Origin of the sequence: Pseudooceanicola nanhaiensis DSM 18065 (assembly GCF_000688295.1) — a bacterium.
GTDB lineage: Bacteria > Pseudomonadota > Alphaproteobacteria > Rhodobacterales > Rhodobacteraceae > Pseudooceanicola > Pseudooceanicola nanhaiensis.
The window spans coordinates 838,239-851,442 of the sequence record NZ_JHZF01000011.1; the positions used below are offsets into that span (position 1 = coordinate 838,239).

Annotated in this window: 12 protein-coding genes; 8 read left to right on the forward strand and 4 right to left on the reverse strand. The window is 67.6% G+C overall.

All coding sequences use genetic code 11. From position 1 onward, the window contains the following. Positions 1-3: 3 nt before the first annotated feature. From Q344_RS0105020 to miaA, 4 genes are all read right to left on the reverse strand, one after another. The gene (locus tag Q344_RS0105020) at positions 4-1,053 is read right to left on the reverse strand and encodes an ABC transporter permease (RefSeq protein ID WP_028285720.1); all 1,050 of its coding nucleotides are present in this window, start codon (positions 1,051-1,053) and stop codon (positions 4-6) included. A 108-nt stretch (positions 1,054-1,161) separates the two neighbouring features. Then, a complete protein-coding gene (locus Q344_RS0105025; RefSeq protein ID WP_036538750.1) occupies positions 1,162-2,790 on the reverse strand; it encodes an ABC transporter substrate-binding protein in 1,629 nt (542 codons plus the stop codon). A gap of 225 nt (positions 2,791-3,015) precedes the next feature. After that, on the reverse strand, positions 3,016-3,825 hold the full coding sequence (locus Q344_RS0105030) for an AraC family transcriptional regulator (protein ID WP_036538338.1): 810 nt from the start codon (positions 3,823-3,825) through the stop codon (positions 3,016-3,018). A 76-nt stretch (positions 3,826-3,901) separates the two neighbouring features. Then, a complete protein-coding gene (gene miaA, locus Q344_RS0105035; RefSeq protein ID WP_028285723.1) occupies positions 3,902-4,780 on the reverse strand; it encodes a tRNA (adenosine(37)-N6)-dimethylallyltransferase MiaA in 879 nt (292 codons plus the stop codon). A 127-nt stretch (positions 4,781-4,907) separates the two neighbouring features. Here miaA and pyrH point away from each other — a divergent pair, with 127 nt between their 5' ends. The 8 genes from pyrH to bamA all read left to right on the forward strand — a co-directional run bounded on the left by pyrH (position 4,908) and on the right by bamA (position 13,203). Further along, positions 4,908-5,639: a UMP kinase gene (pyrH, locus tag Q344_RS0105040; RefSeq protein ID WP_028285724.1), complete on the forward strand. Its 732-nt coding sequence runs from the start codon at positions 4,908-4,910 to the stop codon at positions 5,637-5,639. A gap of 76 nt (positions 5,640-5,715) precedes the next feature. Further along, on the forward strand, positions 5,716-6,282 hold the full coding sequence (gene frr, locus Q344_RS0105045; protein WP_028285725.1) for a ribosome recycling factor: 567 nt from the start codon (positions 5,716-5,718) through the stop codon (positions 6,280-6,282). A 24-nt stretch (positions 6,283-6,306) separates the two neighbouring features. Next, positions 6,307-7,035, forward strand: a complete 729-nt coding sequence (gene uppS / locus Q344_RS0105050) for a polyprenyl diphosphate synthase (protein ID WP_028285726.1) — start codon at positions 6,307-6,309, stop codon at positions 7,033-7,035. A gap of 1 nt (position 7,036) precedes the next feature. Beyond that, on the forward strand, positions 7,037-7,846 hold the full coding sequence (locus Q344_RS0105055; RefSeq protein WP_028285727.1) for a phosphatidate cytidylyltransferase: 810 nt from the start codon (positions 7,037-7,039) through the stop codon (positions 7,844-7,846). Positions 7,847-7,853: 7 nt separating this feature from the next. After that, positions 7,854-9,026, forward strand: coding sequence for a 1-deoxy-D-xylulose-5-phosphate reductoisomerase (gene dxr / locus Q344_RS0105060; RefSeq protein ID WP_028285728.1), 1,173 nt, complete (start codon positions 7,854-7,856; stop codon positions 9,024-9,026). Between the two features lie 19 nt (positions 9,027-9,045). Next, positions 9,046-10,389 carry an RIP metalloprotease RseP gene (gene rseP, locus Q344_RS0105065; protein ID WP_028285729.1) on the forward strand — a complete coding sequence of 448 codons (1,344 nt, stop codon included), beginning with the start codon at positions 9,046-9,048 and terminating at the stop codon, positions 10,387-10,389. Positions 10,390-10,534: 145 nt separating this feature from the next. Further along, positions 10,535-10,669: a hypothetical protein gene (locus tag Q344_RS26675; protein WP_268238611.1), complete on the forward strand. Its 135-nt coding sequence runs from the start codon at positions 10,535-10,537 to the stop codon at positions 10,667-10,669. Between the two features lie 257 nt (positions 10,670-10,926). Beyond that, positions 10,927-13,203, forward strand: a complete 2,277-nt coding sequence (gene bamA / locus Q344_RS0105075; protein ID WP_028285730.1) for an outer membrane protein assembly factor BamA — start codon at positions 10,927-10,929, stop codon at positions 13,201-13,203. Position 13,204: the final 1 nt, after the last annotated feature.

Genomic DNA, 13,204 nt, shown 5'->3' on the forward strand with positions numbered 1-13,204 from the left:
TCCTCACGAGATGCGGATGCGGGGGTTAAGATAGACGTAGCCGATGTCGGAGATCAGCTGCGTCACGAGGACGACGAAGACCGACACGACCGAGATGCCGAGCAGGAGGTCGATGTCGTTGTTGCCCGCCGCCTGCACCAGCGCCCAGCCGAAGCCCTTGTAGTTGAAGAGCGTCTCGACGATCACCACGCCGTTCAGCAGCCAGGGAAACTGGAGCATGATGACCGTGAAGGGCGCGATGAGGGCGTTCCGGAGCGCGTGTTTCATCACGATGTTCGGGAAGGCCACGCCCTTGAGCCGGGCGGTGCGGATGTATTGCGCGGTCATCACCTCGGCCATCGCGGCGCGGGTCATCCGGGCGATGTAGCCCATGCCGTAGAGCGAGATCGTCAGGACCGGCAGGAAGAAGTTCTCGAAGGTGGCGTCGTTCATGGCGCTGGTGGCGGTGCCCTTGAACCATTTCAGGCCCACCGTGGAAGAGGCGAAGACCGCGATCAGGATCACGCCCGAGACGTATTCCGGTGTCGCGGTGGTGGCGATCGAGAAGGTGGAGAGGGTGCGGTCGGTGCGCGACCCTTCGCGCATCCCCGCCAGAACGCCCAGGATCAGCGCCGAGGGCACCATCAGCAGCATCACCCAGAACATCAGCTTGCCGGTCAGCGCCAGCCGGGTGGAGATGATCGAGCTCACCTCCTCGCGGAAGACCCGGCTCTCGCCCCATTCGCCCTGCAGGATGCCGCAATAGGAGGGCGCCTCGGCCGGATCGGTGCCCGCCGGGATGCAGCGCCCGGCGACGGTCTGGCCATCGGCATCTTCGCGCGTCCAGCCGGGCCAGGCACCCAGCCATTCGCCGTAGCGGATCGCGAGGGGCTGTGCGAAGCCGTTGTTGCTCAGCCAGTTCTCGACCTCCTGGTCGCTCATCCGGCTGTTGCCTTCGTATTTCGCGACCTTCTCGAGGTTCGGTTCGAGATTGGTCAGGAAGAAGACGATGAAGCTGAGGCAGAGCGCCGTCAGGATCATCGTCCCGGTCCTCCGCAAGAGGAAAAAGACCATTCATGCATCCCCGTCTGGCCCCGCGCGCCTGGCCCTTGCGGCTCTGTCGCTCGGCACGGTGCTGGATATGGTCCGGGGCCGCTGCGCAGGCGGCCCCGGCACCGGGCGTCAGCTTTCGATCCACCACTTGTAGTGATGCATCTCGAAGGTCGGATGCATCTCGGCGCCGTGCACTGTGTCCTTGTAATGGCGGAAGAGCGAGCGCCAGTAGGGCTGGATGACCACGCCCTCGTCGATCATGATCTTCTCGATTTCGGCCATGATCTGCGACCGCTGCTCGGCATCGGCGATGGACATCGCCTCGGCCAGCTTCGCGTCGAACGTCTCGTTGCTGAAGGCGGTCTCGTTCCAGGCCACGCCCGAACGGTAGGCCAGCGCGAGGATCTGCACGCCGAGCGGGCGCATGTTCCATTCGGTCGCCGACCACGGATAGGTCAGCCAGTCGTTCCAGAAGGTCGAGCCGGGCAGGATCGTCCGCCTCACGTTGATGCCGGCGTCGCGGCACTGGGCGGCGACCGCATCGCAGGTGGCCGACTGCCATTCATCGTCGATCGAGATCAGCTCGAACTCGGTGTCGGTGTGGCCGGCCTCCTCGAGCAGGCGCTGCGCCTCTTCGACGGAAGGCTCGGGCGTCTCGATCTCGGCGTATTCGGGGTGGATCGGGCAGACGTGGAAGTTCTCGGCCACGGTGCCGAGGCCGGAATAGCCCAGTTCGAGCACGACGGCATTGTCGGTCGCGCGCTGGAGCGCCTTGCGGACGTTGACGTCGCCGTAGGGCGCGTTGTCCTGGTTGAAGCGGACGCAGAGCGTGGCGGCGGTGACGACCTCGGACCTGGTCCATCCGATCGCGTCCAGCACCTCGACGAATTCGCCGGTGGACTGGTAGGTCATGTCGACCTCGTCGGCGTCCGCGGCCGCGACCCATGCGGCCATGTCGGTGCCGAAGTCGATGAACTCGATCCGGTCGAGATAGGCCTCGCCGCCCCACCAGTCGTGGTCGGTGTTCTTCACCAGCACCTGGTTGACGCCGGGATTGTTCTCTTCCGGCAGGAAGGGCCCGGTGCCGATCGGGTTCTCGGACGGGTCCTCTCCGGAATAGGAGGGATGGACGACCTGCGCGGGGTAATCGGCGAAATTCGGGATGATCGCGATGTCCGGGGCCGAGCAGGTCAGCTTGACCGTGTAATCGTCCACCTTCTCGATCGCATCCTCCCGCGCGTTGCCGGTGTCCTCGTCGGCCAGCGTCGCGAGACGGCCGGCCATCGAATTCCCCTCGACCCCGCTTTCGCACCAGCGCCTGATGTTGAAGATCACGTCATCGGCGGTGAAGGGATCGCCGTTGTTCCAGGTCACGCCCTCGCGGACCTTCAGCGTGTATTCGGTGGCGTCCTCGTTGGTCTCCCAGCTTTCCAGCAGGCGCCCCTCGAAGGTGCCGTCGGCGTTGTACTGGACGAGGTATTCGAGCCACCCGCGCGAGAAGTTGGCCATCTGCGACCAGTCGTAGTTCCGCGGGTCCTTCAGCGCCTTGCATTCCATCTGGACGCGCAGGGTGCCGCCCATCTGGGGCTCTTCCTGCGCCAGGGCCGGCTGGGCGAGGCCGCCGAGCGCGTAGATCGCGGGTGTCGCCACCCCGAGCGCCGAGGCGCGGGCGAGGAATTCGCGGCGGTCGAGTTTGCCCTCGCGGAACTCTCTCGCGTACATCTGGGCGGCCGGATGGATCCGCCCCTCGGTCGTCATCTGCGTCATCTTGTTCTCCCTGTGACACGGTGGTCCGTTGGTCGTCTGTCGCCCGTTTGCCCGGGTCTATGGGGGGCGCGGCACCCGCGCCGTCGCATGCATTTCCGCACGGAGGCTCCCCTTGCGTCAATCTTCCCGTTCCGCAATCGGAGGCGCATTTGCGACGTCTTCACCAGACAAAAGCGACACCCGGTCCGCATGCAACATAAATTGCGGGAAACTCCGTCACTTCCCGGTGGTTGCGGCGCGGCGAAGCTCGGTCGGGCTGCGCCCGGTGTGGTGGTGCACGAACCGGGAAAAGTAGGCGGGGCTGGAGAAGCCGAGGCGGCCCGCGATCTCGGACACGGGCTCGGTCGTGTCGGCCAGCCCGCAACGGGCGGCGTGCAGGACACGCGCGCTCAGCATGGCCGCGGCCGTCAGGCCCGCGCAGTGGCGGCAGACCCGTGTCAGGTGGGTCGGCGTGACGCCCAGCATCTCGGCGTAATCGGCCATCGGGCGCCCCGAGGCATGGTGCCGCTCGGCCAGTTCGGTGAAGGCGGCAGCCAGCCGTTCGGCGGCCGTGGGCGAGGGGTCGCGCTCCGGAACGGCATCGCGGGTGCGGCGGAACCAGACCGAGATCAGCGCGGCATGGGCCTGCGCGGCCTCGGCCGTCAGGGGACGTTCGGTGCTCTGCTCGCGCAGGAGCGCTTCGAGCAGGTTGGTGATCTCGCCCTGCATCTGCACGTCGCGCACCCGCAGCAGCACCGGCTCGCGCGGGAAGCCCGCGACGGTCCCGGCCGGCACCGTCATGGCCTGTGCGAAGCCCTGCTTGCCGAGGTCGATCGCGATCATCGCGCCGGCGGGCACCAGCAGCGCGTTGTGCACGCCCAGCCCGCGGCGCCGCCCGGTAACATGGACGATGCCCTGGCCCCGCGTGGTCCAGACGAAGAGGTCGTGATCGTGCGAATGTGGCAGGGTCAGGCGCCATGCGCCGCCCCGGGCCAGCTGGCCGAGCGAGGAGAGATACGGGCGCGACGTGGGGATTGAAATGGGCATTGTCCGAAATCTGGTGAGCCCGGGGTGGCCTCAATCGCCGCAGGCTACCCCGTCGGTTCGAATCGGTAAAGTGCCCTTAGGTCACGGCCGGAAGCGGCCTCCAGGCCTTCATCCGGGCCCGGAACCACGTCCGCTGGCGCTTCGCATATTGCCGGGTGGCGATGGTGGCGGCCGCACGCGCCTCCTCGCGCGTCATCTCGCCGCGCAGGTGCGCGATCAGCTCGGGCGCGCCGATCGCGCGGGAGGAGGGCAGGGCGGGGTCCCAGCCGGGCAGGTTGGCGCGTGCCTCCTCCAGCGCGCCCTCGGCCAGCATCGCGTCGAACCGGCGGGCGATCCGGTCGTTGAGCCAGTCCTTCCCGGCCTCGACAAGCAGCGGCTGCGCCCGCTCCAGCGGCAGCAACGGCGGGGGCGTGGCGTCCTGCCAGGCGGCAAGGCCCCGTCCGGTGGCGCGCTGCACCTCCCACGCCCGCTGCACCCGCATCGGGTTCTGCCGGTCGATCCGCGAGAGCGTCTCCGCGTCGATCGCGCCGAGCAGCGCATCGACGCCGCCGTCCCTGCGCAGGGCGTCGGCCTCGGCCCGCACCTCGGCCGGGGTCTCGGGGATCTCCGCCAGCCCCTCGGTGAGCGCGGTGAAATAAAGCCCCGTCCCGCCCACGATGATCGGCCGGGCGCCCCCGAGCAGCGGCGCGACCTCGCGCAGCCAATGCCCGACCGAATAGGCCGCGTCGCCGGGGACATGCCCGAACAGGCGGTGCGGCACGCGGGCCTCCTCGGCGGCGGAAGGCCGGGCGGTGAGCACGCGCCAGTTGGCGAAGACCTGGCTCGCGTCGGCGTTCACCACGACTCCGCCGTCGCGTTCGGCGATGGCGATCGCCAGGGCGGATTTGCCCGAGGCGGTCGGGCCCGCGATCAGGACGGGGCGGTCGGGGTCAAGGTCGGAAGGCAGGAAAACCAAGGGTTCGCGCGCATTTTCAGGGGCGTTCGGCCAGACACCGCGACAGGCGGCGATGGAGCATTGAACCGGACGGCGTTTTCGGACAGTTTGCGCGCGATCCTAGACCCCCCCAGCGACGGAGCGCAACATGGCCGAAACCGAGACCCCCAAGGCGACGTTCCGCCGCGTGCTTCTGAAAATCTCGGGCGAGGCCCTGATGGGGGACCAGCAATACGGGCTGCATCCGCCGACGGTGGAGCGGATCGCCCGCGAGGTGAAGTCGGTCCACGACATGGGCGTCGAGGTCTGCATGGTGATCGGCGGCGGCAACATCTTCCGCGGGCTCTCGGGCTCTGCGCAGGGGATGGAGCGGACAACCGCCGATTACATGGGCATGCTGGGCACCGTGATGAACGCGCTCGCCATGCAATCCGCGCTCGAGACGCTGAAGATCCATACCCGCGTGGTCAGCGCGATCCCGATGGACCAGGTCTGCGAGCCCTACATCCGCCGCCGCGCCGTCCGCCATCTCGAGAAGAAGCGGATCGTGATCTTCGCGGCCGGCACCGGAAACCCCTATTTCACCACCGACACCGCGGCGACGCTGCGCGCGTCCGAGATGGCCTGCGAGGCGATCTTCATGGGCAAGCAGGTGGACGGCGTCTACGACAAGGACCCCAAGCACCATCCGGACGCCAAGCGCTACGACACGATCACCTACGACCAGGTGCTGACGGAATACCTCAAGGTGATGGACGCGAGCGCGATCGCGCTGGCGCGGGACAATTCCATGCCGATCATCGTCTTCTCGCTGGATGAACCGGGCGGCTTCCGCACCATACTGGCGGGGGAAGGCACCTATACGCGGGTGCACGGCTGAGCTATACAGTCGCGGCACCGCGCGATAAGAGGGCAGAACCCGCGCAGACGGGACAGCAAGACCACGGGTGACACACATGGCTGACGAAGAATTCGACATCGACACCGACGATCTGGAACGGCGGATGGAAGGGGCCATGGCCTCGCTCCGGACCGAGTTCGCCTCGCTCAGGACCGGGCGGGCCTCGGCCGCGATGCTGGAGCCGGTGATGGTGGACGCCTACGGCCAGCCGACCCCGATCAACCAGGTCGGCACGGTGAACGTGCCCGAACCGCGCATGGTGACGATCAACGTCTGGGACAAGGGCCTGGTCAACAAGGTCGAAAAGGCGATCCGCGAAAGCGGGCTGGGGATCAATCCCCAGATGAACGGCACGATCATCATGCTGCCGATCCCCGAACTGAACGAGGAACGCCGCCGGGAGCTGACGAAGGTCGCCGCGCAATATGCCGAACACGGCCGGGTCGCGATCCGCAACGTGCGCCGCGACGGCATGGACCAGATCAAGAAGGCCAAGGCCGCCGGCATGTCGGAAGACGACGTGAAGCTCTGGGAAACCGAGGTCCAGGAACTGACCAACCGCTATATCGGCGCCGTCGACAAGGCGCTGGAGACCAAGCAAGCCGAGATCATGCAGGTCTGACCCGCGTGACGGGAGGAGACAGCCTTGCCCGATGATGCCAGAGAACCGAAGGCCGGCCCGAGCCACGTCGCCATCATCATGGACGGCAACGGACGCTGGGCCGAGCGTCGCGGCCAGCCGCGCCTCTTCGGGCACCACGCGGGCGCCAAGCGCGTGCGCGAGGTGGTCGAGGCCTGTCCCGATCTCGGCGTCGACTACCTGACGATCTTCGCCTTCTCGACCGAGAACTGGAAGCGCACGCAGCGCGAGGTGGCCGGGCTGATGAGCCTCTTCCGCACCTATATCCGGCGCGAGGCGCGGGGCCTGCGCGACCACGACGTGCGGGTGCGCTTCATCGGCGACCGGCCGGGGCTGGACAAGAAGCTGCAGAACCTGATGGACGAGCTGGAAGAGACGACCTCGACCTGCCAGGGCACGAACCTCACCATCGCGATGAACTACGGCGGCCGGGACGAGGTGGCGCGCGCCACCAAGCGCCTGGCCGAGGACGTCGCGGCCGGACGGCTCGATCCCGCCGCGGTGAACGAGGAAACCCTGCCGCGCTACCTCGACACCTGCGTGCTGCCGGACCCGGACCTCGTGATCCGGACCAGCGGCGAGGCGCGGATCTCGAACTTCCTGCTCTGGCAGTCGGCCTATGCCGAATACGAATTCATCGAGACGCTCTGGCCCGATTTCACCCGCGACATTTTTGCCAACCTCGTCAAGAGCTACGCCGGGCGCGAACGGCGCTACGGCGGGGTGAAGGTCTGACATGGTCGAGCAGGCGCCTTCCAGCCCGGGCCGCAACTGGGGCGATCTCTGGCCACGCCTCCTGTCGGGCCTCGCGATGGTGCTCGTCGGCGCCCTGCTGATCTGGGCGGGCGGGCACTGGTTCCGGATCGGCGCCGCGCTGATCGGCGCGGGCATGGTGTGGGAACTGGCGCGGATGATCGTGCCGGCGCGGCCCGGTGTCGCGCTCCAGATGGGCGGGATCGCGGGGGGCTGCCTCGCGCTCGCGATCTACCTGCCGCCGTTCGCCGCGCTTCCGCTGCTGCTGGCGCCCTCCATGGTCTCGATCTCTCTGGTGCCCAGCAAACGCTCGATCTTCATGGCCTATTGCGCGCTGATCCTGATCGCCGCCTTCGGCATGGTGAACATCCGCGACGATCTGGGCTTCGGCTGGCTGCTCTGGCTGGTCGCCGTCGTCGTCGTGACCGACGTGATGGGCTATTTCGCCGGCCGGCTGATCGGCGGGCCGAAGTTCTGGCCGCGCGTCTCGCCCAAGAAGACGTGGTCCGGCACGATCGCGGGCTGGGTCGGCGCGGCGGTCGTCGGGCTGATCTTCGGCGGCATCTCGGACGCGGGCGCCATGGTCGCGGGCGTTTCGGTGGCGGTCTCCATGGCCTCCCAGATGGGCGACATGGCGGAAAGCGCCGTGAAGCGGAAGGTGGGCGTGAAGGACAGCTCCTCGCTCATTCCCGGGCATGGCGGTCTGCTCGACCGGTTCGACGGCATGCTCGGCGGGTCGGTCTTCCTGCTGCTCGCAGGGCCGGTGGTGGGCTTCCCGCCGGGGCTTGGATAGGACAGCCATGCGGCGCATCACGATCCTCGGGGCAACCGGCTCGGTCGGGCAGAGCACCATTGACCTCATCGCCCGGGATCCGGCGCGGTTCGAGGTCGTGGCGCTGACCGGCGGGCGCAACGTCGCGCAGCTGGCCGAGGATGCGCGGCGGCTTGGCGCCAGGCTCGCCGTGACCGCACATGACGACTGCCTCGACGCGCTGCGCGCCGCGCTGGCGGGCACGGGGATCGAGGTGGCCGCCGGGGCAGGGGCGCTCTGCGAGGCCGCCGCCCGCCCCGCCGACTGGGTGATGAGCGCGATCATCGGCGCCGCCGGGCTCGAACCGGGGCTGGCGGCGATCGGGCAGGGCGCGACGCTGGCGCTGGCCAACAAGGAGACGCTGGTGGCCGCCGGGCCGCTCGTCATGGCCGAGGCCGCGGCCTCGGGCGCCACGATCCTGCCGGTCGACAGCGAACATTCCGCCGCCTTCCAGTGCCTCGCGGGCGAGGATCCGGCGCAGGTCGAGCGGCTGATCCTCACCGCCTCGGGCGGCGCGTTCCGGGACTGGCCGCTCGAGCGGCTGGCCCATGCCACGCCGGAAGAGGCCGCGACCCACCCGAACTGGTCGATGGGCCAGCGGATCACCATCGACAGCGCCTCGATGTTCAACAAGGCGCTCGAGGTGATCGAGGCGAAGGAGTTCTTCGGCCTGCCGCCCGAGAAGATCGAGGTGCTGCTGCATCCCGAAAGCCTGATCCATGCCCTCGTCGGCCATACCGACGGCGCGCTGATGGCGCATCTGGGCGCGGCCGACATGCGCCATGCCATCGGCTACGCGCTGAACTGGCCCGAACGGGCAGCGCTGCCGGTGGCCCGGCTCGACCTGGCCGAGATCGGCGCGCTGACCTTTCGCCGCCCCGACGACACGCGTTATCCCGCGCTCGCGCTCGCGCGGCAGGTGATGGCGCGGGGCGGGCTCTCGGGCGCGGTCTTCAACGCGGCCAAGGAGCGCGCGCTCGACGCCTTCATCGACGGCAAGCTGCCCTTCATGGCGATGGCCGACACCGTGGCCGCGGTGCTCGACCGGGCCGAGCGCGAGGCGGGCCTGATTGATGCGGAAATGACGCTGGATACCATCCTTCACGCAGATGCGATGGCGCGTCACTGGGCCGGTGAGTATATCCTCGGCAGGACGAATTAGAGACGGAAGGGATTCAAGCATGGCATTTCTGCCCGAGTTCGGCGGGTTCGCGATGACCCTCATCGCTTTCGTCGTGGCCCTGTCGATCATCGTGGCGATCCACGAATACGGACATTACATCGTGGGCCGCTGGTCGGGCATCCATGCCGAGGTCTTCTCGCTGGGCTTCGGGCCGGTCCTCTTCTCGCGCGTCGACAGCCGCGGCACGCGCTGGCAGGTCGCCGCGCTGCCGTTCGGCGGCTACGTCCGGTTCCTGGGCGACAGCGACGCGGCCTCCGGCAAGGACGGGGACGTGGTGCGCGCGATGACCGAGACCGAGCGCCGCCGGACCATGCACGGCGCGCCGCTCTGGGCGCGGGCGGCCACCGTGGTCGCGGGGCCGGCCTTCAACTTCGCGCTTTCGATCATCGTCTTCGCGGCGATCATCATGGTCCGCGGACAGGTCGCCGAACCGCTGACCGTGGGCGAGATGCGCCCGCTACCCGACATGATCTTCGAGTTGCAGGAGGGCGACGAGGTCCTCGCGGTCGAGGGGCAGGAGGTTCCGGCCTTCTCGGATGCCGAGGCGATGAACGAATTCTCGAGCGCCATCCCGCAGGCACGTGTGCTCGACTACACCGTCCGGCGCGACGGCGAGGTGCTTCAGGTGACCGGACCGAACCTCTACCCGCCGCTGATCTCGCAGCTTGCGCCGCAATCCGCGGCCTACGACATCGGGCTCGAGACCGGGGACGTGATCGTCGCCGTGAACGAGGACGAGGTCAGCGCCTTCGACCAGCTCAAGACCCATGTGGAGGGCGCCGACGGCGCGCCGATCAAGCTGAAGGTCTTCCGGCCGAGCACCGGCGAGACGCTCGATTTCGTGCTGGCGCCCCGCCGCGTGGATGAGCCGCAGCCCGGCGGCGGCTTCGCGACCAAGTGGCGGATCGGCATCGTCGGCGGGCTCGCCTTCGAACCGGCGACCGAGGTGATCGGCCCCTTCGAGGCGATCGGTGACGGTGTCTTGCAGACCTACCGCATCATGACCGGCTCGATCTCGGGGCTCTGGCACATGATCACCGGCGCGATCTCGACCTGCAACATGACCGGCCCGATCGGCATCGCGCAGACCTCGGGCGCCATGGCAAGCCAGGGGGCCGAGAGCTTCATCTGGTTCGTCGCCGCGCTGTCGACGGCCGTGGGCCTGCTGAACCTCTTCCCGGTCCCGGTGCTCGACGGCGGCCACCTTGTCTTCTACGCCTACGAGGCCGTGGTCGGCCGCCCGCCGTCGGATTTCGCGCTGCGGGTGCTGATGGCGGCCGGGCTGACGCTGGTGCTGTCGGTGATGGTCTTCGCGCTGACGAACGACATCTTCTGCCCCTGACGCTCCGGAAGCGTCACGGGGCCACCGCGAAGAAGCGCCACAAACGCCATTTTTCGGTCACATTCGTGCGCCGATTCCCGCCGTATTCCTCCGAGACTCTGCCGTGCAATCAAAACACGCCACGGTAAACGGTAACGGACAAGACATGTCGGACGCGATCCAGAGCGGCTATCACAGCCTGACCCTTCTTTTCGCCCTCAACTGGGACCGGATCGTCTATGTCACCGCGATCTCGGTCGCGCTCGTGCTGGGCGCCTTCGCGGGCCACGTCCTGGGCTGACCCCAAGGCGCCGTCCGGGGCCGGGCGGGACCTGCGGCGAGCGCGATACCCTGTCGGAAATTCTGCGACGCACGACCTAAATACGGTTGTGCGTTTTGCTGTTTTGACAACATCATGCATAGTGGATACCACGACTCCGACAAGATAAAAGAGCGGGACAGGATATGCAGTCGAACCACCGTGCAGCGCCATTTGGCCCGGCCGTCCAAGGCCGTCTTCGTGTCATCCTGGCCTCCTGGATATTCGTTTTTTCCCTTTTGTTCACGGCCTTCGGCACCGCCGCCGACGCGCAGACCTACAGCTTCTCGTCGGTCACCGTCGCCGGCAACCAGCGGGTCGATTCCGGCACCATCCTCTCCTATGCCGCGATTCCCCGCGGCCAGCCGGTGAGCGCGGCGCAGCTGAACTCGGCCTATCAGCGGATCAACGAATCCGGATTGTTCGAGTCGGTGGCCCTGGAACCCAGCGGCAGCACGCTCCGCATCACCGTGGTGGAATTCCCGACGGTCAACCGCATCACCTTCGAGGGCAACCGCCGCGTCGATGACGAGACGCTGGCGAACACGATCGGCTCGCGCTCGCGCTACGTCTACAGCGCGAACCAGGCCGAGGCGGATGCCCAGGCCATCGCCGAGGCCTATTCCCAGACCGGCCGTGTCGCGGCCCGCGTCACGCCCAAGGTCATCCGCCGCGGCAATGGCCGCGTCGACCTGGTTTTCGAGATCTTCGAGGGCGACATCGTCGAGCTCGAACGCGTGAGCTTCGTCGGCAACAAGGCGTTCTCGGATTCCCGTCTGCGCCGCGTGGTGGAATCGAAACAGGCGGGCTTCCTGCGCCAGATCATCCAGCGCGACACCTATTCCGAGGATCGTATCGCCTTCGACCGCCAGGTGCTGCGGGACTTCTACCTCTCGCGCGGTTATGTCGATTTCCGCATCAACTCGGTGCAGGCGCAGCTGGCGCGGGAACGGGACGGCTATTTCCTGACCTTCAACCTGGTCGAGGGGCAGCGCTTCCGGTTCGGCAACATCACCACGTCCTCCGAAGTGCCGGAAGCGGACGCGCAGGCGTTCCAGGACGTGATCCGCGTGCGCAGCGGCGCCTACTTCTCGCCGACGGATGTCGAGAACACGATCGCCCGGATGGAGCGTCTGGCGATCCAGCAGGGGCTCGATTTCCTGCGGGTCGAACCCGAGATCTCGCGCAACGACCGCGCCCTGACGCTCGACGTGAACTTCAAGCTCACCCGCGGCCCGCGCGTCTTCGTCGAGCGGATCGACATCGAGGGCAACACGACCACGCTCGACAGCGTGATCCGGCGCCAGTTCGACGTGGCCGAAGGCGACCCGTTCAACCCCCGCGAAATCCGCGAGAGCGCGGAACGGATCCGGGCGCTCGGCTACTTCGGCAATGCCGACGTGCAGGCGCGCGAAGGCTCCACGCCGCAGCAGGTCGTGGTGGATGTCGACGTGGACGAGGCGCCGACCGGCTCGCTCTCCTTCGGCGGCACCTATTCGACCAGCTCGGGCATCGGCCTCGTGGCCAACTTCAAGGAAACCAACTTCCTCGGCCGCGGCCAGACCGTGAACCTGTCCTTCTCGGGCGCCTCGGAAAGCCGGGTCTACCAGGCGGGCTTCATCGAACCGGCCTTCCTTGGCCGTGACGTCGCCTTCAGCCTGAACCTCGGGTACTATGAGACCGACAACGCGAACTCGGAATACGACACCCAGAACGCCAATTTCGAGACCGGGCTGACCTTCCCGCTGTCCGAACAATCGACGTTCAAGGCCAAGTACCTGCTCAACTGGACCGACATGCAGATCGACTCCAGCGTCGCGGGCGGCATCGTCACCGCCGAGGCGGCACGCGGCGGGCTGTTCACCTCGGCGGTCGGCTATGAATTCACCTACGACAGCCGCCTGACCGGCCTGAACCCGAACGCCGGCGTGCTGCTGAGCTTCGGCCAGGATGTCGCCGGCGTTGGCGGGGACGCGACCTATGTCAAGAGCTCGGCCCGCGCCATCGCCCAGACCAAGGTCTGGAACGAAGAGGTGACCCTGCGCGCCACGGTGCAGGGCGGGGCGATCTCGACCTTCTCGGATTACGACACCCGCGTCACCGACCGCTACCTGCTGAGCAACCGTGTCCTGCGCGGCTTCAAACCCGACGGGCTCGGCCCGCGTGAGATCGACAACGCCACCAACGGCGGCACCACCAGCGACGCGCTCGGCGGCAAGTTCTTCGCCGCGGCGCAGTTCGAGGCGGAATTCCCGCTTGGCCTGCCCGAGGAATACGGCATCCGCGGCGGCGTGTTCTACGACGTCGGCACGGTCTGGGGCATCGACGGCGCCACCAACGTCGCCGCCGGCAACTCGGTCGTGCAGAACGATCCGGACCTGCGGCATGTCGTCGGCCTCTCGATCTTCTGGGACACGCCGATCGGGCCGCTGCGCTTCAACTTCTCGCATGCTCTGAAGAAAGAGACCTACGACGAAGTGCAGGAATTCGACCTGACCATCAGCACGCGGTTCTGAC

Bases quoted from the DNA above. Each gene is read 5' to 3' on its own strand.
- dxr (WP_028285728.1), top strand. From the start codon at position 7,854: ATGCGGCGCATCACGATCCTCGGGGCAACCGGCTCGGTCGGGCAGAGC.
- Q344_RS26675 (WP_268238611.1), top strand. From the start codon at position 10,535: ATGTCGGACGCGATCCAGAGCGGCTATCACAGCCTGACCCTTCTTTTC.
- frr (WP_028285725.1), top strand. From the start codon at position 5,716: ATGGCTGACGAAGAATTCGACATCGACACCGACGATCTGGAACGGCGG.
- Q344_RS0105030 (WP_036538338.1), bottom strand. From the start codon at position 3,825: ATGCCCATTTCAATCCCCACGTCGCGCCCGTATCTCTCCTCGCTCGGC.
- pyrH (WP_028285724.1), top strand. From the start codon at position 4,908: ATGGCCGAAACCGAGACCCCCAAGGCGACGTTCCGCCGCGTGCTTCTG.
- Q344_RS0105020 (WP_028285720.1), bottom strand. From the start codon at position 1,053: ATGGTCTTTTTCCTCTTGCGGAGGACCGGGACGATGATCCTGACGGCG.
- rseP (WP_028285729.1), top strand. From the start codon at position 9,046: ATGGCATTTCTGCCCGAGTTCGGCGGGTTCGCGATGACCCTCATCGCT.
- Q344_RS0105055 (WP_028285727.1), top strand. From the start codon at position 7,037: ATGGTCGAGCAGGCGCCTTCCAGCCCGGGCCGCAACTGGGGCGATCTC.
- Q344_RS0105025 (WP_036538750.1), bottom strand. From the start codon at position 2,790: ATGACGACCGAGGGGCGGATCCATCCGGCCGCCCAGATGTACGCGAGA.